Source organism: Kribbella sp. NPDC004138 (assembly GCF_053603655.1).
In genome coordinates this window covers 142,315-161,137 of the sequence record NZ_JBSGFZ010000004.1, presented here as the reverse complement: position 1 = coordinate 161,137, position 18,823 = coordinate 142,315, and the positions used below count along the sequence as shown (strand labels likewise).

26 protein-coding genes are annotated in these 18,823 nt (G+C 63.8%); 11 read left to right on the top strand and 15 right to left on the bottom strand.

The window, feature by feature from the left end:
* Positions 1-152: 152 nt before the first annotated feature.
* From ACWEOO_RS06845 to ACWEOO_RS06830, 4 genes are all read right to left on the bottom strand, one after another.
* The gene (locus tag ACWEOO_RS06845; RefSeq protein ID WP_452142174.1) at positions 153-728 is read right to left on the bottom strand and encodes an HD domain-containing protein; all 576 of its coding nucleotides are present in this window, start codon (positions 726-728) and stop codon (positions 153-155) included.
* Between the two features lie 111 nt (positions 729-839).
* The gene (locus ACWEOO_RS06840; protein WP_452142173.1) at positions 840-1,283 is read right to left on the bottom strand and encodes a hypothetical protein; all 444 of its coding nucleotides are present in this window, start codon (positions 1,281-1,283) and stop codon (positions 840-842) included.
* Between the two features lie 5 nt (positions 1,284-1,288).
* Positions 1,289-1,972 carry a diguanylate cyclase domain-containing protein gene (locus ACWEOO_RS06835; protein ID WP_452142172.1) on the bottom strand — a complete coding sequence of 228 codons (684 nt, stop codon included), beginning with the start codon at positions 1,970-1,972 and terminating at the stop codon, positions 1,289-1,291.
* Complete coding sequence (locus tag ACWEOO_RS06830; protein ID WP_452142343.1) at positions 1,917-2,492, bottom strand: hypothetical protein; 576 nt, start codon at positions 2,490-2,492, stop codon at positions 1,917-1,919. The genes ACWEOO_RS06835 and ACWEOO_RS06830 overlap by 56 nt, the downstream gene beginning before the upstream one ends.
* On the opposite strand from ACWEOO_RS06830, the gene ACWEOO_RS06825 reads away from it, so the two are divergent.
* A complete protein-coding gene (locus ACWEOO_RS06825; RefSeq protein WP_452142349.1) occupies positions 2,491-3,033 on the top strand; it encodes a hypothetical protein in 543 nt (180 codons plus the stop codon). The genes ACWEOO_RS06830 and ACWEOO_RS06825 overlap by 2 nt on opposite strands.
* Positions 3,034-3,047: 14 nt before the next feature.
* On the opposite strand, the gene ACWEOO_RS06820 is transcribed toward ACWEOO_RS06825, so the two are convergent.
* The 7 genes from ACWEOO_RS06820 to ACWEOO_RS06790 all read right to left on the bottom strand — a co-directional run bounded on the left by ACWEOO_RS06820 (position 3,048) and on the right by ACWEOO_RS06790 (position 6,124).
* Positions 3,048-3,281: a hypothetical protein gene (locus tag ACWEOO_RS06820; protein ID WP_452142171.1), complete on the bottom strand. Its 234-nt coding sequence runs from the start codon at positions 3,279-3,281 to the stop codon at positions 3,048-3,050.
* Positions 3,282-3,362: 81 nt separating this feature from the next.
* A complete protein-coding gene (locus ACWEOO_RS06815) occupies positions 3,363-4,220 on the bottom strand; it encodes a helix-turn-helix domain-containing protein (protein WP_452142170.1) in 858 nt (285 codons plus the stop codon).
* 4 nt (positions 4,221-4,224) lie between these two features.
* Complete coding sequence (locus tag ACWEOO_RS06810; protein ID WP_452142169.1) at positions 4,225-4,737, bottom strand: DUF6879 family protein; 513 nt, start codon at positions 4,735-4,737, stop codon at positions 4,225-4,227.
* Positions 4,715-4,954 (bottom strand): hypothetical protein, encoded by a 240-nt coding sequence (locus tag ACWEOO_RS06805; protein ID WP_452142168.1) that lies wholly within the window; start codon positions 4,952-4,954, stop codon positions 4,715-4,717. Before ACWEOO_RS06805 ends, ACWEOO_RS06810 begins: the two co-directional genes overlap by 23 nt.
* A 100-nt stretch (positions 4,955-5,054) precedes the next feature.
* Positions 5,055-5,573 (bottom strand): Imm1 family immunity protein, encoded by a 519-nt coding sequence (locus tag ACWEOO_RS06800; RefSeq protein WP_452142167.1) that lies wholly within the window; start codon positions 5,571-5,573, stop codon positions 5,055-5,057.
* Positions 5,515-5,841: a hypothetical protein gene (locus tag ACWEOO_RS06795; protein ID WP_452142166.1), complete on the bottom strand. Its 327-nt coding sequence runs from the start codon at positions 5,839-5,841 to the stop codon at positions 5,515-5,517. The genes ACWEOO_RS06800 and ACWEOO_RS06795 overlap by 59 nt, the downstream gene beginning before the upstream one ends.
* 82 nt (positions 5,842-5,923) lie before the next feature.
* Positions 5,924-6,124, bottom strand: coding sequence for a hypothetical protein (locus ACWEOO_RS06790; protein WP_452142165.1), 201 nt, complete (start codon positions 6,122-6,124; stop codon positions 5,924-5,926).
* A gap of 295 nt (positions 6,125-6,419) precedes the next feature.
* Here ACWEOO_RS06790 and ACWEOO_RS06785 point away from each other — a divergent pair, with 295 nt between their 5' ends.
* On the top strand, positions 6,420-7,700 hold the full coding sequence (locus ACWEOO_RS06785; protein WP_452142164.1) for a helix-turn-helix domain-containing protein: 1,281 nt from the start codon (positions 6,420-6,422) through the stop codon (positions 7,698-7,700).
* 26 nt (positions 7,701-7,726) lie between these two features.
* Positions 7,727-8,086, top strand: a complete 360-nt coding sequence (locus ACWEOO_RS06780) for a hypothetical protein (protein WP_452142163.1) — start codon at positions 7,727-7,729, stop codon at positions 8,084-8,086.
* A gap of 579 nt (positions 8,087-8,665) precedes the next feature.
* Here the strand turns inward: ACWEOO_RS06780 and ACWEOO_RS06775 are convergent.
* The 3 genes from ACWEOO_RS06775 to ACWEOO_RS06765 all read right to left on the bottom strand — a co-directional run bounded on the left by ACWEOO_RS06775 (position 8,666) and on the right by ACWEOO_RS06765 (position 10,139).
* Positions 8,666-8,926, bottom strand: a complete 261-nt coding sequence (locus ACWEOO_RS06775; protein ID WP_452142162.1) for a hypothetical protein — start codon at positions 8,924-8,926, stop codon at positions 8,666-8,668.
* Between the two features lie 301 nt (positions 8,927-9,227).
* On the bottom strand, positions 9,228-9,728 hold the full coding sequence (locus tag ACWEOO_RS06770; RefSeq protein WP_452142161.1) for a hypothetical protein: 501 nt from the start codon (positions 9,726-9,728) through the stop codon (positions 9,228-9,230).
* Positions 9,729-9,782: 54 nt separating this feature from the next.
* Entirely contained in the window at positions 9,783-10,139 is a 357-nt protein-coding gene (locus ACWEOO_RS06765) for a hypothetical protein (protein WP_452142160.1), read from the bottom strand.
* A gap of 246 nt (positions 10,140-10,385) precedes the next feature.
* On the opposite strand from ACWEOO_RS06765, the gene ACWEOO_RS06760 reads away from it, so the two are divergent.
* From ACWEOO_RS06760 to ACWEOO_RS06725, 8 genes are all read left to right on the top strand, one after another.
* Positions 10,386-11,036, top strand: a complete 651-nt coding sequence (locus ACWEOO_RS06760) for a DddA-like double-stranded DNA deaminase toxin (protein ID WP_452142342.1) — start codon at positions 10,386-10,388, stop codon at positions 11,034-11,036.
* On the top strand, positions 11,033-11,431 hold the full coding sequence (locus ACWEOO_RS06755) for an Imm1 family immunity protein (RefSeq protein ID WP_452142159.1): 399 nt from the start codon (positions 11,033-11,035) through the stop codon (positions 11,429-11,431). Before ACWEOO_RS06760 ends, ACWEOO_RS06755 begins: the two co-directional genes overlap by 4 nt.
* An 879-nt stretch (positions 11,432-12,310) precedes the next feature.
* On the top strand, positions 12,311-13,246 hold the full coding sequence (locus ACWEOO_RS06750) for a hypothetical protein (RefSeq protein WP_452142158.1): 936 nt from the start codon (positions 12,311-12,313) through the stop codon (positions 13,244-13,246).
* A gap of 96 nt (positions 13,247-13,342) precedes the next feature.
* Positions 13,343-13,501: a hypothetical protein gene (locus tag ACWEOO_RS06745; protein WP_452142157.1), complete on the top strand. Its 159-nt coding sequence runs from the start codon at positions 13,343-13,345 to the stop codon at positions 13,499-13,501.
* Between the two features lie 89 nt (positions 13,502-13,590).
* Entirely contained in the window at positions 13,591-14,646 is a 1,056-nt protein-coding gene (locus ACWEOO_RS06740; RefSeq protein WP_452142156.1) for a UbiA family prenyltransferase, read from the top strand.
* On the top strand, positions 14,639-15,571 hold the full coding sequence (locus tag ACWEOO_RS06735) for a hypothetical protein (protein ID WP_452142155.1): 933 nt from the start codon (positions 14,639-14,641) through the stop codon (positions 15,569-15,571). Before ACWEOO_RS06740 ends, ACWEOO_RS06735 begins: the two co-directional genes overlap by 8 nt.
* Before the next feature lie 244 nt (positions 15,572-15,815).
* The gene (locus tag ACWEOO_RS06730; RefSeq protein ID WP_452142154.1) at positions 15,816-16,058 is read left to right on the top strand and encodes a hypothetical protein; all 243 of its coding nucleotides are present in this window, start codon (positions 15,816-15,818) and stop codon (positions 16,056-16,058) included.
* Entirely contained in the window at positions 16,051-16,671 is a 621-nt protein-coding gene (locus tag ACWEOO_RS06725) for a DedA family protein (protein WP_452142153.1), read from the top strand. Before ACWEOO_RS06730 ends, ACWEOO_RS06725 begins: the two co-directional genes overlap by 8 nt.
* A 98-nt stretch (positions 16,672-16,769) precedes the next feature.
* Here ACWEOO_RS06725 and ACWEOO_RS06720 read toward each other — a convergent pair whose 3' ends face one another.
* Positions 16,770-18,794 carry a UvrD-helicase domain-containing protein gene (locus ACWEOO_RS06720; RefSeq protein ID WP_452142152.1) on the bottom strand — a complete coding sequence of 675 codons (2,025 nt, stop codon included), beginning with the start codon at positions 18,792-18,794 and terminating at the stop codon, positions 16,770-16,772.
* Between the last annotated feature and the right edge of the window lie 29 nt (positions 18,795-18,823).

Here is an 18,823-nt window from a genome sequence, read left to right as displayed (position 1 = left end):
CGCCTCGGAGTTGAAGACCTCGATTTGATCGCGCAAGTCGTCGGCCTCTGCGGATTCGTGCCGATCGCTACTGGTGAGCCGACGAGATAGTTGTTCCAACCGTCCTCAGGCTCGCAGTCAGTTCGCGGTCAGCTGCCCATGAATGAGGACTGTCAGCGGTCGCGCCAGGCGAGTGGTGAGGTATGAAGAGCTGCTTCGGCAAGGCGGCGACCGAAGTCGGTTTGGATGCGAGCGCGGGACGACTCGATCCAGCCTGTAACCCGCTTGTAGCCGGCTTCGCCGTACTCGACGGCCTGCATGAGGCATTCGAGACGATCGGCGTCTTTCGCGCAGCGAGCCTCGATCGTCTCGGCGGCCTCGTACTCGGTGACGGCTTCCCTGATGCTCTTGGCGGCCGCCTCCGGAAGGACGGCTACCTGGTCCTCGGTGATGCGTTCGTTGCTAGCGACATCCATGTACGGCTTGGCACTGTGCGGAATGTCGCCGATGCGGGTCTCCTGCGAGTCGTGCCACATGCCGAGGTACGCCGCCCGTGCCGGATCGCCGCCCTCCTCGCTGGCAATCAGTGCCGCAAGTTGCGCAACGCGCAGGCTGTGCTCTGCGACGGACTCGGGGTCGCGGACGCCGACATGCCACCATCCCGCCCGCCGGAGCCGCTTGAGCACACCCATCTCGTAGGCGAAGGCAGCGACTCCTGCTGCGTCCCGGTCGGTAGCGTCATCGGTCACGATTACTCCGTTTTCGATCAGCGGTTGGCCAGCTGCGCTGCGCACCGCCGATTGTGACATCCAGAGGCTTCCGCCATACCTCTCCTCGCCAGTCAGCCATGGAACGTGGTGTCAGGGCATCGTGACAACGCGAGCGCCGGTGACTGCTTCGAACGACGGCTTGATCGAGCGGGGTGAGCCGAGGACCGAGAAATGCAGCATGCTCGGTAGGAGGATGATCTCGACCTTGTCGCGGATGGTTGCTTGGAGGAGGCGTTCGAACGCCGATAGGCACAGCCAGTCTTCCTCAACGAATATCGCGGCGAGTTCGAGGCCTGCGCTGGCTGCATAGGCTGTCAGGAGCTGTCTGGTGCGAGTTACCTCCGGTTGGCAGATGAGGAGAGGCCCGCACATGTAGGCGTAGGCGCGTGGTCTTTTGGCTGCTTGCTTGCGGTCAGCGGGTTCACAGTTGCAGGTCAGCGAATAGCAGTTGCCGGCCGTGTGGATCCGCCTGCGGCGCGCTCTCTGCCCGGCAGTCGATCCGCGGGCGTTGCGGCCGGGTCCTGGCTGGTCCATGGGCGTCAGCGACTCGGGTCGAGGGATGCGTGCGCGACAAAGCCTTGTGCGATTGCGGCTCCTGCCGTGCGGGCGTGCTTGTGGTCGAAGAGGGTGTGCTCGATCGCCCCGATTGTGTGGACCGTGAACTCGCGCCACCAGTGGTCTCCGACCACGGTCGTGGGTAGATCGGTTGGTGATACCACGCCTGCGCCGAACGAAACGGTCCGTGGTAGGCCCGCGCACAGTTGGTCGCGCAAGCCTCCGATGTGGGAGAGGAATGATTGCTCATCCGTTGTCGTCGCGAGGAGAACGATCTCGTCGCCCCCGAAGGTGGCCAGGCAGCTTTGTCCGATGCTCGAGCGCCAGAGCCAGTTCCGGGCCAGGGTGCCTAGGCGGCCCATGAAGGCGTTGCCGGCCAGATGGCCGAAGGACTGGGCATCGACGGCCTTGGCGCCTTCGACATAGTCCTTGAGATTGTCGACATCGCCGATCGCCAGGCCGACATTGTCGCCGTGCCCGATGGCGTCGGCGATCAGGCCAGGTAGACGGGTGAAGAAGCCGGGCCAGGCGACCAGACCTGTGATCGGGTCGTCGCGCGCGTCTTCGCACCAGCCGCCAACGGTCGGCGGAGGGAATCGATCGTGCCGAGCGTCAGCGGCCGGTGTTGGCTGGCTCAGTCGGCCCGGAAGCCACGTCGGGGTGCTCATCGGCCGCCCCAGCTACCCGGAGCTCGTCCATGGAGCCGATGGCGAGGGCAGCGAGCACTGGCTCTGCCTCCGGCAGCGGGACGGCAGGAAAGCGCGGGCTCCAGAGCCATCGCAGCCTTCGGCCATTCGGTCCTCGTGACGGTGGCGCCAGGACCGGCGAATCCTCGCTGACCAGGTCGACGTCGGCGAGCGCAACGCGCTGTTTGGTCGGTGCCGTGCAGAAGATCCAGCCCTGGTCCGGTAGCCGCATGACTGGCGGCCAGATCGTCAGGCGTTGCTGCTCGAGTCGACGCATTGCGTAGGAGCCGGGCGCGAGTGGAACTCGCCAGATAGCGACCTCCGGTCCCGACGCGATCAGGAGGTTCGGAGGGGCGGCTACGTCGTAGGCGGCCGATACCTGCTTCAGCTGAGTCAGCGGCTCTGTTTTCAGTGGGTGGGCGCCAGGAGTCTCGCAGTACCGGTCGCCGCAGCCGCACATCCACGTTGTACGCCAACTGGTACCAGCTGGGTCGGGCACCATGGGCGATGCTGGCATGACGGCGATTCCACGCTCGACGTACACGCGTGCCGCCATGAGCAGCCTGTTTGTCCTGCGAACCATCAAAGACACCTCCAGTGGGAACCATCATGGCCCACTGACCCGCATCGGCCGACATCTGCCTCACGAATTCCTCCTTGGAATGGAGCGCCCTCGTTGGTTGTTGGTGGGCGCGACCGGCGCGGGCTCAGGGGATCTGCCAGCACGCCGGCCGCGCTGTCTAGGTGTGACGTTTGCCGGCTTCCATGGACGCGCCGTGGGGTTGGGGGCATTGGGCGGTTTCCGCGCTGGACTCCTCGGCTTGGTCGGCCTCGTTGGGGTCGAGCCAGACGACCCCGGCCGCGCCGACGTGACTATGAACCTCGAGAAGATCGCCAAGGCATGGCCAGAACGCGACGCCTGGATCTGCGCCGAGCCACTTGAACGCAACCCATGCATTGCGTTTCTCGTCGATCGGAAACTCGACGCCAATGGCAACAATCCCGGTTCCGATACCGCCGGACGGATCGCGCTTGCTGAGTAGCTCGAACCGACGCATCAGTGGCCCACAGCCGTGTCGAGTGCGAGTTCACGGGTCACGCGGAGGCTTGGGAACTGGCTCGCGAGAAGGCACGCGTAGTCGTCGGCTTTCAAGCTCGGGCCGGTCCACTCGGCGATCAAGTGAGCGTCGAGCCATACGCAGACCCTGCTCTGCAACTGATCCGCCGGCGGCGGGGTCACGCTGTCGTATCGATCGGTCCAGTCGGCCGGAGAGCTGTTCCCGATGGTCACGCTCTGACCGTAGAAGTTGGGCGGCGAATGCCTCGATGAACTTGCTCGAACTTGCTTGCGTCCTCTGAAGCGGAAGGGACCTTAGACAGGCAGTTCTGCAAGCGAGGCTTTGATAAGAGCGCGCGCGGTTGATCCGTAGACGGCGAGCTTGCTAAGTGCCGTGAAGGTCTCGGCGTACATGGCGATTTCCCGTGGGTGGGTGATCGTCAGGAAGCCCGACACCAGTTCCACGTTGGCCTGAGTGCTGTCGAAGATGTAGAAGTCTTCGACCGGCCACCGGGACGATCGATCTATGTCGGCAGGAATCACACCGAGGCTCACCGATGCGAGCTGCATAACGTCGAGCAGGTGGCGCAACTGTTGCGCCAGAACTGCCGGCCCACCGAGCCGGCAGCGCAGAGCGGCTTCTTCGAGTACGAACGCGAAGGTGTGCCGACGTTGGGTGAGGATGCGCTGGCGGTCCATCCGTTCGGCGAGTGCCGCGTCGATGTCGTTGATCGCGACGCGTCGGCGGTCACGGATCGACGTGAGTACGGCGTTGGTGTAGTCCGCGGTCTGCAGGAGACCGGGCACCATGGTCTGGCAGTAGGAGCGGTACTGCTTGGTGCGTTCGTACAGGTCGCGGACGGAGGCGTTGAGGTGGCGGAGTCCGGACCGTTCGGCGCGTCGCCAGTCCAGCCACATTGAGTCGACGGACCGTAGCTCGGAGGTGAGCTCCGGCAGCAGTTCAGGCGCCGAGCAGACTGCGCACCAGATACGGAGATCAGCCTCTGAAGGCTGCTGTTTGCCGTGCTCGATCTTCGAGGTCTTGGCCTCATGCCAACCGGCCGCGGTGGCCAGGGCTCGCGCGGACAGTCCCGCGTCAAGCCTGATATCCCGCAGCCGGTCGGCGAGCGCCTGACGGGCACTCTGAGCACTCGAGGATTGTGAAGCAGACATCCCGCTACAGGGTAACGGAGTACTGCTCGTGGTCGATCCCAAGCTCCCAGGCGGCCTCGAACGCCGAGAGACATAGCTTCACTGCGTCTGGATCCGTGCTGACCTCGTTGCCGACGAATCGCCCATTGCCGCCGAAGAGGCCGAACTGCAGAGTTGCCTTGTCGAAGATCCAGACGTCGTTGCCAGGCAGGGCGATCGCCGACATTCGCGCGCGGGGTACCCAGCGAATCGCCTCGCCGGCAACCACGTTGACTCGCGAGGTCACGGCATGTTCGAACGCGATGTACTCCGACACCGGTTCGCTGACGACCCGGACCCGCTTCAACGCGACGCCTCGTGCTGTTGCCGAGCTGGCGATCTCTGTCCAGCCGGCGTACTCGCGGACCGCCTGGTCGAGATCACCCGCCTTCCATGCTGCGAAGGCGGGATCGTCCAGCATGTACTGGTCGCGAAGCTCCAGCTTCAGCACATCTCGCGTGCTGCTCGCGAGCAGTTCATCGAACGACGGCTCCGGCACGGCACGCCTCCACAATCATCGCCGCCATCCTGGCGGGTAGCTTCACCACAGACTCCGAGTCCGAGATCCCGCAGTCCTCGCACAACCTGGCCAGCAGCGCGGGATCGACGACCGTCTCACCCTGGAAGTACACGTCTCCAGTCTCCTCGTCGCGGAAAACCGCAGGACAGTTGTTGCCTGGGCAGTCGGGATCCTTGCCGTAGAACTGTAGTGCCACGATGACCTCCCGGATTGAGTACTGCGTTGTGGGTAGCGCTCGGCCAAATCATCGAGCGTCCTCCGCCCGTGGCCAAGCGTCTTGGCGAGTACCTCGCAAGTCAGCGCAAGGTACTTGCCAGATCTGGGGTTGCGAGATCGGACTCAGCCGATGTTCTCGGCCACGCCCGCCACTCAACGCCTGTGGGGCGCTGGCCGCCGCCGTAAAGGAAGTCCTTGACGGCCGCTCGCAGCACGTCGAGTGAATCCTCGGAGTCGAGCGCGAAGTCTTCCGGATGGCCCGCGTTTGGTCGGCGAGACCGTGCAGCTGCGTTTTCGTCCGTTCGACTTGGGACATAGGTGGGCTCACTCCGAGGCGCCGTAGGGATGGTGGAACGGCTGGCGCAGGACGGGCTCGCCTCCGCGTCCCGCGCCAGCCGGTCAATGGAGGTCCTTGGCCGAGCCGTCCACAGGGGAGAGGAGGACTCGGACAAGAACCGCAAGTGGCGGGATCGATGGGTGTGTAGCGATCTTCTGCACGTGAGGGGCTGAGAACGACGACTCCACACCGATCCCACCGGTTCATGGGGCGACCTCGTGCAGCATGATGCGAGCCCCCGTGACGCGCTCGAACTGCACATGTACCTCTGCCGGATTTCCGACCAGCGCCAGGTGCCGCAGACTTGGCAGGACCACTGCCGCGATCTGGTAGCGGTTGACCGAGGCCACCAGCGCCTCGAACGCAGCCGGAGCGGTGTCGGGGTCTTCGACGTAGACCGAGCCCATAGCGGAGCCTTCGAGCTGGGCGAATACTTCGAGTTCACGCTTCAGGTCGTCGACGTGTCGGTCCGACAGGTACAGGTCACGACGGGCATAGCCAAGCAACAAGAGGCGGGTGTAGTCGGTCACCGCTCCTCGTCCATCCACCGGCTGAACCTGGCGACCAAACGTTCCCAAAGTCGGGACCACCAGCCCCGTCGGTGCTGGCCGTTCACGAGTCAGCAGCATCTTCAGCCACCGATACAGCTACTGGCTCGATGGTGATGCGAAGGCGGGCGAAGCGTCGAGTCATCGCGGCCTGGTACTGGATGGCAGTCGACGGTTCGGCGGTGTAATCCGCGATGACGTGCTCACCAAACCAGACCCGGACACGGCGGTCGGGCAGGCGCGGGTCGTCGACGAGGGCAGTCACTTGCCACGCACCTCCTCCGAGATGTCTCGGATCATGAACCCGTACAGCACAACTGCGACGAGCGTGAGGACCCATATACCGGTCATGGCGCTTTCAACTCCTACTCGGGATGAGGGGCGGCAACCTGCGGCGGGTGGAAGGTCCAGCGACACCACCAGTCCGGCCTAGACCCATTGCATCGCTTACGCTGGGTACACGACAGCGCACGTTTGTGGCATCTCTGGCGCATCCTTGACGAACGCCGTACGGTCGCGGCACTCTGCCGGGCAACCGCTGGGGAGGTGAAGAAACGACGGTGGCAGGCAAGCGAACCCGTTTGGCCGAGTGGCGACGCGCCGCTGGGTACAGCCAGGAGCGGTTGGCCGAGCATCTCGGCGTGGACCGCTCGACGGTCGCGCGTTGGGAGTCTGGCGGTACCGTGCCAGTGCCGTTCGCCCGCCCGCGGCTCGCGGCGGCTCTGGGCGTCTCAAGCGCGGAGCTCAACGCCGTCCTAGGCGACAGTGGACCGTCAGGATTGCGGCCGGCCGCCCAGGCGGTGGTCGCTGGAAGACTGGCCGAGACCGACTTGCCGCGCCGAGGCTTGCTGCGACTCCTCAGCCTGGCGGGCACCGTCATTGCGGGCGCCGAGATAGTCGGTGACCGGAGCGAGTTCGTCGCCGACGGACCTCTGGATGCCGGCTCGGTTGCGGAGCTGGCGAACTTCAACCAGCAATTGTGGCGGATCTTCGCCATGGCAACTGCCAAGCAGGCTGTGTATCCACTGGTGACGCAACAACTCGCTCAGTTGGTCGACCGGCTGAAACGGACACACCGAGCAGCTACGCGCCAAGCCCTCTGCGAGCTGACTTGCGACCTATTCCAGCTCGCGGGCGAGGTCTTCTTCGACAACGACCAGTACACCTCGGCAGCCCACTGCTACACCCTGGCTGCACAGGCTGCCCGCGAGGCGGATGCCCGCGACATGTGGGCCTGTGCCTTGACTCGGCATGCCTTCATCAGCGTGTACGAACAACAGTTCGCGGACACGGTCCCGATGTTGGTCTCGGCGGCCGACCTGGCCGCTAAAGGCGACAGCGCCCTCTCCACACGCTATTGGGTGAGTGCCGTGCAGGCCGAGGCCGCCGCCGGACTGGGTGATTTGAGTGCCTGCGAGCGAGCACTTGGACGGGCCGAACAGGTCAGAGGATTGGGCAGCGAGAGTCAGACCGGAGGATGGCTGCGCTTCGACGGTTCGCGGCTACCCGAGCAGCGTGGCACCTGCTACACCCTCCTCGGCAAACCGGACCTGGCGGAGAGGTCCTTGCAAGCAGCGCTGAGTACGTCGGTGTCGTTGCGGCGGCGCGGTAGTGTGCTCGTGGACCTGGCAAACGTAGGAGTGATGCGCCGAGATGTCGAGCAGACGGTGAGCTACGCAACCGCCGCCATGGACCTGACGGAGCAGTCTGGGTCGGGCGTGATCGCTCGCAAACTCTCCGGTCTGAACCAGGAACTCGCCAGCCACCGGCACGATGCCCAACTGTTGCGCTTGAGCGAAGACATTTCGGCACGCCTGTCCGTCGAGCGCTCGCCGCTGTAAGACCCCCGTCCAAAGGAGCAACGCTGTTGTCGAACGAACAGGGCCGCATCTTCCGCGAGGCGTGGATTGCAGGCGTGACGAAGCACTACCCCGGCGAACCAAAGCCCGGGTACGTCGCACCGTGGGAAGAGACACCCGACTGGGAGCGGGAGAGCGCGGCAGCCGTGTACGAGCAGGTGCGGGCATTCGTTGAGGTCTCTGAGGGGAACACGAGCAAGCTCAGCCGGGAGCAGAAGGGCCGGTTTGTGGCGTTGTGCTGGATCGCGCAGATCCACCGTCACATCCCCGACCCCAAACCCAGCTACGTCGCCGACTGGAACGACCTGCCAGCCTGGCAGCAAGAAACTGACGCAGACATCTTCGAGCGGATCGAAGGCGTGAGCTGACACCCGCTGCCATCTGTGCAGGTCGTGCTACCTGCGAACGCGGTTTGCACTGCTCGTCGAGGCTAGTTCATGACAGCTCGACTCTGCCGTCCGCGTGGACCCACCAGACGTCAATCTGCGCGGCGCTGAGTGACGCGGCCACTTCGCCACATAAGTCTCTGTAGCGTTGAACTCGGGGAGTGCGATGGCGCTCTGCCAGTCGGGCTCCTTGCCGCGGAGCAGCATAGCGGCCAGGACTGCTGCTGCGAACCAATGACCGGCCTGCGTGCTTGGGCTCGTGCGCTTGATCTCGTGGGCGCGCTGGAGTCGGCGTAGCTGCGACTGGGAAAGCCCTTCACCTCGATCCCGACAGTTCCACGGTTCCCCCTCGCGATTACGTCGATGCCATGTTCCCGCGCGGCGGTGTTCGCTACCGAGAGGATGCGCCAGCCTCTATGTGCTAACGCCGTGACGACTGCGGCCTGGACGTTGGCCTCGGTGTGCCACTCTTCTTCGGGACGGGCAATCGTCGTTGGCTTGTCTGGACCAGCTAGTCCAATGTCTGGGGTGTCGGCTGTGTCAGTGGCCGATCCGCGCGGCTCAATCACGCCCCGGAGCTCGAACCCCAAAGGCAGCCAGATGTCGCCGCGCCGTATGGGAGATGAACTCGGACTGCGGCACGCCCACGGCTGCTTCGAGGGCCTGGACTGTCGGGAACCAGATGTTGTTGACGCGAACAGCGTGTTTGTGGATAACCTCTGGCGCGGCGTCGGCCAGCCGAGCCTCTACCTGGGCCCGAGAGAGCTCGTAGCGCCGCCCGTTCAGAGTGAAGCGAATCGGCGCGTCGTCGAGGCGACTCATGAGCCAAAGCTACGACAATGCGATGCGCGGCGACGCGCATTGCGAATCCTCCAGCGGCTGTCGACGGTAGGGCGACTGGCAGCACTTGCTGACGTCCCACGACCCGCCGCCCGGCGCGTCGGCGTCTGGTTCGGTGAGCACGTCATCGCGGATTACACCGGCGAGGTGGCCGCCGCCCTTCGGTACCAAGCGGGCATGACGCGGCGCTTCGCGTGCCGAGCTGGTCGTGGCTAGCTCGCTGTTCCTGGCCGCTGGCCAGAAGATTTGAGCCATGGTGTCGTGCTGCACTGCTGGCGAGATCTCAGCCAAGCTGGCCGTGCAGCTCGACGTACTCCACTCCGGCATGCAGCACCTTCGACAGCACCGCATCGGCGCTCGGCAGTGGATGGAGCGGGAAGTTCGACCCGTCCCACCTCAACCGGCCACCTGTGGTCGTCGACGGCGGGATGACTACGGGTGTCCCCGGCTCGACGTACTCTACGCCGGTAGCCAGCGGTCCGAGGTTGGCTTCGGGCTGGAGCGTGCAGGTGATCCAGTCGCCGTCCGGCAGCTTCATCGTCGGCGGCCAGATCCCAGGTCGCTCCTGCTCGTACAGCCGCTTGCCGTAAGCGCCGGCGATCCGCGGCAGGCGCCAGATCGCCAGGGTCGGGCACGACGTGACCGACAAGTTCGGCGGCTCGGGGACATCCCAGACGACGCGGGCTGCATCGACATCGGTGATCCAATCGCCGTCCCGCGTACCTGCGATCGTTGCCGCCCGCACCGGAATCTCACGCTCCACGCAGGCGAGAGCCGTGTCCAACAAGGCGTTCTTGCGTCGAATCGTCAGCCTGATCGTCCTCCCGTATCGGGAACATCATTGCCGTGCCACTGCGCGGCTTGTCAATCCGGACCTCAGCAGATCGCTGATTGTCCAACCAAGTGAGGAGCCGTACATGTCCCAAGTCGAACAGATGAAGATGCAGCTGCACGGCTTGGCTGACCAGTCGAGGCAAGGCGCAGCCATTTGGCTGGGTTCAAGCAGCGTTTCGAACAGTCCAGTCAGCAGGTTCAGGCCCTCATTCGCGGCACAGCGACGCGGGCTGATCAGGACATCGCAACGATGCTGGATGCCGCCGCCAAGTCGGTTGACCAGGCTGTCCAGTCGTTGCAGATCGCCGAAGCCGGGTGTCGCGGCTACGCCGACCAGATTTAGCCAGACGAGGCAGCGCATGCCTTCCGAGCTGCAGCGTATCGCCGAACAGCTGCTCGCCTGCCTGAACGAGGCACCGCGGGCGGTCGGCTACCTGCATGACCGAGCCAGGAAGTGCCGCGAAGCCGCGGCGTGGATCGGGAGCACCAGTAACAACCCGAGCGTCCGAATGGCCGCCATGCAGCTCGAGGGGCGGCAAGGCGCCGCGAAGGGGCGGCCCATTACTTCTCTCAGTCTGAGGCTCGTGCGAAGCAATGGGTGGAGCAGATGGTGAGCGGCATTCGAGCCGCCGAGCCAAGCGGTGGCTCGAGGGATGGACGGTCTCCAGGAACAGGTGGCAGAACGCCTTCCGCGGACCGCCGGCGTGACGACCATGACGACGAAGCGGATGCGAAGAACCCGGACAGGATTGGGCGAGCCAGTGATGAGACGAGTTCGGAGGAAGACGGACCGCCGTCGCGGGGCGCCGTCGATAATCGGGCGCAGGGTAGCGGCGGTAGTGATGAAGCTGGAGATCAGCCGGAGCCCGCTCCGTTCATCGAGCAGATCTTTCGGCGACTACCCGAGCGGCTGGGAGACGTCGGGCCGACATCCGGCATTCTGACCAGGCCGGACGGTGGAGGCCTGATTCATGTGCCTAGCGGGACGCGGGGACCCGGAGGTACGGCGCCAGGTCTTGGCGGCCGAACCGCCAGCCTCGACTCTGCGCGAGAACACGCTGAGGGCCACGCGGCCGCCCTCATGCGCCGTGCCGGAATGCCTCGAGAAATGACCCTGTACGTGAACAAGCGTCCCTGCGGTGGACGGTACGGCTGCGACAACACATTGCCGTGGCAGTTGCCACCCGGTGCCAAGCTGACGGTCTATTGGCCAGGCGGCTATAAGGTCTACATCGGTGATGGGAGAGGACTCGCATGAACGACTTCTTGACGGCCTACTACGACGATGACACGAGACAGCAGCGCATCGGCAGCCAGGCCGAGCTCGACGAGCTGCTCGACCGAGTCGCAAGTCTGCCCCGGCCGACCTGGGTCGAACTGGTCAGCGCGGACGAGCTCGCCACAATGAACATTGGGCTGGGGGCCGCCTTCAGTTCCTTGACGCTCTACGACGACGTCGATGGCTCCGCAAAGTACCGCTCAGCTGGCACGCTCGACGAGCCACAGGAAGCTACATTTGACTACGGTGGCGTGCCGACGACCATGGGCAAAGGCAGCGCGATCACCCTGAAGGAGGCCCGTGCGGCGGCCTCCGAGTTCCTCGCCACTGGCAGACGTCCTGAGCTGGTGGCCTGGGAGCCGGCGGTCGGCTAAGCGCGCCCATGGCGAAGATAGAACATACGCGAATGGTGTGTCCGGTCGAGGCTTTCGTCCTGTCGAACTGCCGCCAATGGTTGCGAGCAATTGGCCGATCGCTCGGGACGGGGGCAGATCTGGCGTCCGGTCCAACCATTGGTACCCGGCTTAAGGCTGCCAGTGGCTTATGCCAGGGAGTGACCATGACCCTGACCTTGACCCGCTGTACGGGGACCGAAACGCTTGAACTCGTCCCGAGGCTCAAGCCGCCCTACGCGAACGCCTACTCCGCCTGGACGATGGAGGACCGGTGTCGAGGCTGATCCGCCTCCTGCAGACGTTGCTTCAGGCCCTCTTTTCGCGGTGATCGAGCTCGGCGTACACACACGAACTTCCGTGGCCGCGGCTTCTCCCGCCAAGTCGTCGAGGCTCTCCTCGCCGTCGACTCGCGAGTCTCATCTCCCGCCCGGGTGCACAGGCTCACGCGATTATCAACGCTGGCGGTGGAAGAAGGCCGGCACGGACGTCGGCCACCGGCAGCCAGCGGAATTCGGCCACGCCGAAGACCCGACGATACCGGCGGTCGCCACCACGAGACACAGACATACGCACGCTGGCCCGTTGTGGACATCGACATCCTTCCTTTGCGCGATAGCAAGTCCGACTGACTATCGAACAAGGGTCGTGATTACGAGCAAGCATCGTTCGGGATTGCGGACGCAGTCGCTGGCGCGCTCGGTGACGACCACGAGCGCCTACCGCTGATCTCGGCGGGATATTCCGGACAGTCGCTATTCGGTGCATCATATGAGGGGATGCAATGCGCTGGGCATGAAGCACACGATTGTATGGATTCGGTCCGGGTAGCGGTACGAATCACGCGCGTAAGGGGGCCGCATGATCACGTCGCTGCTGCCGGGATTACGGGACTTAAGAGTCCCGTTGGCTGTGGGGTATGCGTGGTTGACCGTCTTCTGGTTCCTGATTGGCGGCAGTCTGCCAACTGAGCAAGACGCCGTCGGCGTTCTTGCCCGCGTGTATCAGTTGGGTCACGTGGTGGGGTCGACTGCGATGCTGGCGGCCTTGACCTTCATCGCTTACACGCTCGGCGCCGTAGTGACGTCGAATGCCGCAACTGCGTACTTCGCTACTCGGGTAGGTCGGGCACTCATCTTGTTGTCAAAGAAACATTGCTGGTTCGGTGGGACGTTGGGGACGCTGGGTCTGGTTGTGCTCAGATATGGACGGGCCTCGCGTGGCAACACTGGTTTGCGCTACTGGAGGCAGCGCTCGCTGACCGAAGGTACGTACATGGATCTTCGGCGCGAGGTGGACCTTCTCGCTGCTCCGATCGAGCAGAGAAACGGAAACGGCGCTGAGCCGAGCGTGAACGTCGGTGGTCCGGACGATCTTCTGCGAGATGCAGGAGGCGATGAGACGGACGTGGTCGTGCGCCAGGTTCTCGGCGAGATGCCCCAGCTCGTGACTCGCCTGCACATCCAGGACCGGGAGCGCCTGTATCACGCATACGATCGGCTCGCGAGCGAGGCGGATCTCAGGGCGAACCTGGTGGTTCCGGCCTTCGCGCTGGTTGTAGTGCTAACCGCCACAACTGGCAACGCCTGGTGGCTGCTGGGTACGCCCGTCCCGGTTGTCTTCTCGTTGCATGCTGCAGACAAGCGTCGCCGCGCACGGTCCGAGGTGATCCAAGCGTTGATTCACGGACAGATCGAGTCGAGCACCTTGAGTGCGTTGCGAGGTGGTGGTGCAACCATAACCAGTATCGTCGCGGATTCTCCTGCGGCGTCGACCCCAGGTGGATCGATTGGATAATTGGATCTCCGCCTGTCCGACGTGATATCTAGTCAGGCGGCATTCCTGCCCGTATAGTTTGGAACGACTTTCGTGCACAGGATTCTGGGGGAACAGATGACTGGGAAGACTGCCGAGCCGGAAATCGATGTGGTGGAGACCGCCGTGGCGCGACTGAAGCCGGTGGATCCGTCGATCGCGAAGACCGCCTCCTGGTCGGACGTGAAGCAAACAAGTGAGGCTCGGGCACATCGAGCCGAAGTCGACGGCTGGTGACGTTTGCAGGCTACGATCAGAGGGCGTCCCGTCCGGAGCAGAGTCGGACAAGTATGGCAGCGAGTCCTGGCGGACCCGATCTACCAACCGTGGGGTCGCTGGCACTGAGGCCGCTCCAGACGGTTCACGCGTATCTGGTCATCAGCCGTTCGATCGTGGCTCTTCCGAACACGATCCCTTTCCTGCTCGGCGCATTATGGGCCGGTGCCGACCGGCAATCCGTGGTGGCGAGCATCCTGTGGGCCTTGCTCTTCTATTCGTACTCCTGCAAGGTGAACGACCTGGCCGACTATCGCACGGACCGGCTCAATGCCGGACGAACGCGAAGTCCGATGATCAGCGGTCGCGTACAGCCGGAGCGGGTCGGCTTCTGGGCATCGATCGAGTTGATCCTGCTGACCGCGACGCTCACAGCATCCCCGGTGACTGCACTTGCGAAGATCGGGCTGCTGGGCCTGCTGGTTCTCACCACATGGGGCAACGCGTTCCAGAAGACGTCGCGGGTTGTGCATCCAGCCGTGATGGACCATCTGTTCGGCCTGACGATGGCGGCGCCGATGCTCCTTGTCTGCGTCGGGTTCGGCGGTACTCTGACCGCCGGCTTCGGCTTGCTCGCCGCATCATTCTTCTTTCAGATGGTCGTTCTCAACTCGTATTCCGGCAATCTGAAGGATCTCGAGCATGATCTGCAGGTCGGAGCACAGACGGTGGCAACTCGGTTTGGCGTCCGAAGAGTTGATAAGCAGGAATGGTCCTTCCCAACTCGCTACCGTGCATTCCTGCTGTACGCACAGGTCACCAGTTCTCTGACGCTTTGTTGGGGCCTGTTGGCTTCCGGGGTTGCATGGGATCTGATGGGGACGCCGTCTGCCCTCGTGGCGTTGACGGCGCCATTTGCGCTCGCGCGCAGGCTGGGCCCGAAGGGCCAGGTCGCCGGCATTGCTCTGCCTCCCGGACAAAGCGACGCGCTGACGCGTTTCATGAGTCGGCCACCGCATCTCCTGCTGAACGCTGCGGCTTTCCTGCTCGCGGCGGCTGCGATCTCCGGCTACTGGCTGCTGCCGATTATCGTCGGCGTCTCGCTCGCGATACCGAAGGCGGTGTTGCGGATCGTTAATGGGAGAAGAGTTAATGGGCATGCCTGATCAGGCGACCGACTGGTTCTCGCTGGTTCGCGAGATGGTGGCGCCGACCGTCATCTCGGCCGAGGCTGCGAAGTGCCTGATGGATCGGGCGACAGACGTGTTCAGCGCCCTTCCGCTCCTGCACCATGTGCGGCTGTACGGGGTCGACACCGGCTTCTTCTACTTTCCGCTGTCACTCGCGGCGTTTTACGGCGATGAGTCGCAGGACAGCTTGCTCCGCTTGGCAGTCTCGATTGCAGTCGGGCACGGTCACTTCGCTTTGGTCGACCGGATGTTGGACGAACAAGTTGTCTCACCTCCCTCTTTACCGGCCGCTCAGATCATGATGACGACCTACCTCGCCCGGATGGAGCGCGATTTCGGCGACCTATTGGATGTCCGCGCCGTCCATGATCGGTTCTACGACGACTATGCGTCCGCTGTCCTCATCGAGCACGCCCAGCGTCGCCAACTACGCGCTATCAGCAGCGACGACCTGCCAATCCTGGGTATGAAATCTGCGCCCGCGTGCATGCCGCTCAACGCTATCTTGCTGGCCTCTGGCAGAGACGACATCGTAGACGAGGCTGAGGCGGCGTTCTTGCTGTTTGCCGGCTCACTACAGCTCCTTGACGACCTGGCGGACCTCACGGTCGATTACCGCGATGGGCTCTCGTCGATACCACTCAACCTCATTCTCTACCATTCGATGGGCTTGCGTGGCTGGCCCTCCAACGACGTTGACGAAGACGATCTGGTGGCGCTGAGCGTGATCAGTGGCGCCAGAGAGGCATGTCTCCAAATGGCTGCGGATAGACTCGCCGAAGTCAGGCGCCTCTCTGAAGCCATCGGTATGGTGCCGTTGGCCCAGGCAGCGACGAGGCGGCTGCGTCACACCCAACAGAAACTGGTCGCGTGTGCTGACCCGTCGCCCGCGCGCCCTTGAACGGTGTCCAGCAGACATCCGTCCTGTTAGCTGGTCGAATGCATGCATGGCAGCGGCGCTTATCCGTGAAGGGTTCCCTCTGGGAGGATGGGCGGCGTCATGGGCATACGCATGGGCAACGACCGTGATGCGATCACACTGGATCACGGGGTCAGGATCCCTGGTGATCGGCGTGCGTCGCCTCGGACTCACAGTTCGACTCCGGGCCCTCTATGCACATGTCAGGTTGCCTAGCGACGGACTGATGGTTTTCGATCTTGCCAGCAGAAGCAATGATGACAGCGTGACTGACGCGGTGCTCGTAATGCGATGGCTCTTGGGATCTGCTGACGAGGCATCCAAATCGATAGTCATTCGCGTCGATCCGCAGAAGCGCCGGCTGGTCACTGTCTATCGACGCCTCGGATTCCGTCCGCTGCAAGGTGACGACACGCGCCGGCTCTGGATGTGCCGGTTTGCGAACCATTGCGACGAACAGGATGAGTAAGCTCACGGAGGTTGCCTACTGGGTACTGGTCGCCGCGCGAGCGCTGGCGCTGATCGCCGTTCCCTTCAACCTTTCGCACGTTTCGCTCTGGTTGGTGCTGGCACGGCCATCGGGTGAGGTCCTGATGCTCGCTTCATCGGACGCGAGCAAGCACGAACTCATCGCAGTATGGATCTGTGCTGTGGCCAGCCGAGTGCTGTTCGACCTAACGGTCTTTCGGATCGTCGCCAGCCACGGATCCCGGATAGTCGTCAAACTCGCTGGTAGGCGAGGAGCCAGGGCTGTCGCGGTCGGCCGACGAGTGACGCGGGGGTGGCTGCTGGTGCTGTGCGTGTTTTACTCCACGACCCCGGTCGTCACATGTGCCGCTCTGTCACGCCTCCGATTCAGCCACTTTCTGGTGGCGAACGCTCTTGGCGCCGGCCTGATTTCTGCGTCGTACCTCTTGATCGGCCTTCGCGTCCGCGGCGAGATCGATGAGGCAGGCAACTGGCTCGCTGGGCATCAGGGGCCCGCCGTTCTCCTCGCATCGCTTGGCGTTGCCACAATCATGATTGGGACAATTCGGCGGCGTCACCGCCAGGACGGCAGGGATGATGCCCACGCCGAGTGAGGAGCCTTCACGGCGCCGGCCTAAACTCTCGCAACGCGGGACAGGTGTAAGACATTGAAGGCGTGGCCGCATACTCAGGGTTCCTCGCTCTCGAGGCGCTATGTGATGAACTCACTCGGTGCGCCATACCAGGAGACGTAGAGCTGCTCGCGTGCTCTCGTGCATGCGACGAACAATAGGCAGCGCTCGCGCTGGACGTCCTGCAGATGCGTGGCCCGATCGTCTTCGATCGGAGTGATCGCGTTGGTTGGGGGCACCTGCTGAGCCGTCACGCCCGCAACGGCAACGCACCGGAATTCGAGCCCCTTCATCTTGTGCATCGTTCCGACCGCGACTGCGTCTGCCTGCGGGCTCGACCGGTCGATGGCGTGGGCCGGGAGGCCGGATCTCGTAAGCTCGTTCACGATGCCATCGACGAGCCCGTTGGAGCGGGCCGCGATGCCGATCTCGTTGAGTTGCACACCAGCCGACGTCCAGGACTGGATCTGTTGACTCAAACCTCGCAGCTCGTCACTCCGAGTCTGGAAGGATCGCAGCTCTGGAGGAAGCCCGTGTGTCTCGCATCTGTAACCCGCGACAGTGTCCAGATCGCCGTCCATGTCGTCGATCGCCTCACCGCGGAGGATCCGGAAGCTCCAGGCGAGGATCTCGGCCGTGGTCCGATAGTTCACGGTCAGCCGCGTGGATCGTCCGGACACGCGCACCCCAACCTCGCGAAGGCTGATGCGGTGTTGGTAGATCCGCTGATGCGTGTCTCCGGCGATGAAGATGTCATCTGGAGCAGTGGGCGTTGCCGCGCGGAGGAGCCGCCATTGCTCAGGGCTGAGGTCCTGGGCTTCGTCGACCACGATGTGCCGGAATGGCTTGTCCACCTGTGCGACCAGCAGATCGGTCGCCTCCGCGCGGATGGTCTCATGCGTCCACAACCGCTGATCGCGGAGCCGCTCCTGGAAGTCCTCGATGGCCTCCCAAACCTGACTTCGTTGCCGTGCAGTGAGCGGTCGGCCACGGCCACTTCGCTTCGCCGTCAAATAGGCCTGCGCGTCCTGCACCCGATGTGCCAGCACGACCTGCCGCCACTCCTCGGCGAGGAATGTCTCCGTGAAAGGCAGGTCGAGCCGCTCCCGGATCTCGCGCCAGTGACCTGTCTCGTCTGAAAGCAATCGAGGATGGCCGTGACGTTGCCGGAAGACCTGGTGTGCGAACTGGTCGATGTGCTGGACGGCGATCCGGTCCCGCACATCCTCGTCTTCCACCAACAGATCGAGGCCGGCTTGAAGACTCGCGGCCAGGTTCGTAGTGAATGTTGTCACGAGCACGTTGCCGTCGCCATGTTCGCCCAGATGCCGGGCCCGGTGGATCGCGACAACGGTCTTTCCCGTGCCCGGACCACCAGTGACCCGAGCAGGACCCTTGTACGTCGCATGGGCTACCTGATGCTGAACCGGGTGGAGATAGATACGCCACAGATCGAGCGGACGACGGAACACCTCCAGGAGCTCTTCGGATCCGTCGACTAGCAGCACACGTTCGGTCGTCCGTCGCACGGCAGCGGTGACGTCGTTCGGATCTATCGGCTCGTTCGACGGGACGCCGAGCGCCGCCCATACTTCTTCCGGAGACAGCCCGGCGGCGAGCCCGTAGAGAGCTTCCCACTGGTTCTGTGGCAGGAACGAGCGTGCCGCTTCGAGCTGGAGCTCATCAGTGAGGACTCTGGCGAACTGGAGTGTTTGCTCATCGACCCCAAGGCGCCGCAGATCCTTGTCGTTGATGTTCTCGAAGAGACGGCCAGCTCTGCCAGCAGCGAATCGGTCCAGTTCGGGAATCGTGGCGTCAATCGCCGCGACATCCCTGATCTCGATCTGTCCGGTCGCGGCGTTGACCGACACCTGTCGGCGCTGAGCCCACGCGTACGCATCGTCGTGGGGCAGCACCTTGAGGAGCGTAAAGCTGTCGCCGGACTCGGGGGCCAGCACGATCCCTCGCCAGAACTGGTCGATGCGGATCGACCGGAACCGGTCGTCGCGGGCGTTGGCGATCTTTTCGAGGTGGATTCCGGCGTGTGTTGCCGCGCCGAACTTCGCGAACACCTCCTGAACGCGATCCTGGAGCTTGCGATCCATCCGGGCGTACTCACGAAGGAAGTCCTTGT

Excerpts from the sequence above, each read along its gene's own strand:
- ACWEOO_RS06840 (WP_452142173.1), bottom strand. The coding sequence starts at position 1,283 with ATGGACCAGCCAGGACCCGGCCGCAACGCCCGCGGATCGACTGCCGGG.
- ACWEOO_RS06835 (WP_452142172.1), bottom strand. The coding sequence starts at position 1,972 with ATGAGCACCCCGACGTGGCTTCCGGGCCGACTGAGCCAGCCAACACCG.
- ACWEOO_RS06825 (WP_452142349.1), top strand. The coding sequence starts at position 2,491 with ATGGGCGATGCTGGCATGACGGCGATTCCACGCTCGACGTACACGCGT.
- ACWEOO_RS06830 (WP_452142343.1), bottom strand. The coding sequence starts at position 2,492 with ATGGTGCCCGACCCAGCTGGTACCAGTTGGCGTACAACGTGGATGTGC.
- ACWEOO_RS06815 (WP_452142170.1), bottom strand. The coding sequence starts at position 4,220 with ATGTCTGCTTCACAATCCTCGAGTGCTCAGAGTGCCCGTCAGGCGCTC.
- ACWEOO_RS06800 (WP_452142167.1), bottom strand. The coding sequence starts at position 5,573 with ATGTGCAGTTCGAGCGCGTCACGGGGGCTCGCATCATGCTGCACGAGG.
- ACWEOO_RS06775 (WP_452142162.1), bottom strand. The coding sequence starts at position 8,926 with ATGAGTCGCCTCGACGACGCGCCGATTCGCTTCACTCTGAACGGGCGG.
- ACWEOO_RS06765 (WP_452142160.1), bottom strand. The coding sequence starts at position 10,139 with ATGCGCTGCCTCGTCTGGCTAAATCTGGTCGGCGTAGCCGCGACACCC.
- ACWEOO_RS06760 (WP_452142342.1), top strand. The coding sequence starts at position 10,386 with ATGGTGAGCGGCATTCGAGCCGCCGAGCCAAGCGGTGGCTCGAGGGAT.
- ACWEOO_RS06755 (WP_452142159.1), top strand. The coding sequence starts at position 11,033 with ATGAACGACTTCTTGACGGCCTACTACGACGATGACACGAGACAGCAG.
- ACWEOO_RS06750 (WP_452142158.1), top strand. The coding sequence starts at position 12,311 with ATGATCACGTCGCTGCTGCCGGGATTACGGGACTTAAGAGTCCCGTTG.
- ACWEOO_RS06745 (WP_452142157.1), top strand. The coding sequence starts at position 13,343 with ATGACTGGGAAGACTGCCGAGCCGGAAATCGATGTGGTGGAGACCGCC.
- ACWEOO_RS06735 (WP_452142155.1), top strand. The coding sequence starts at position 14,639 with ATGCCTGATCAGGCGACCGACTGGTTCTCGCTGGTTCGCGAGATGGTG.
- ACWEOO_RS06730 (WP_452142154.1), top strand. The coding sequence starts at position 15,816 with ATGGTTTTCGATCTTGCCAGCAGAAGCAATGATGACAGCGTGACTGAC.
- ACWEOO_RS06725 (WP_452142153.1), top strand. The coding sequence starts at position 16,051 with ATGAGTAAGCTCACGGAGGTTGCCTACTGGGTACTGGTCGCCGCGCGA.
- ACWEOO_RS06720 (WP_452142152.1), bottom strand. The coding sequence starts at position 18,794 with ATGGATCGCAAGCTCCAGGATCGCGTTCAGGAGGTGTTCGCGAAGTTC.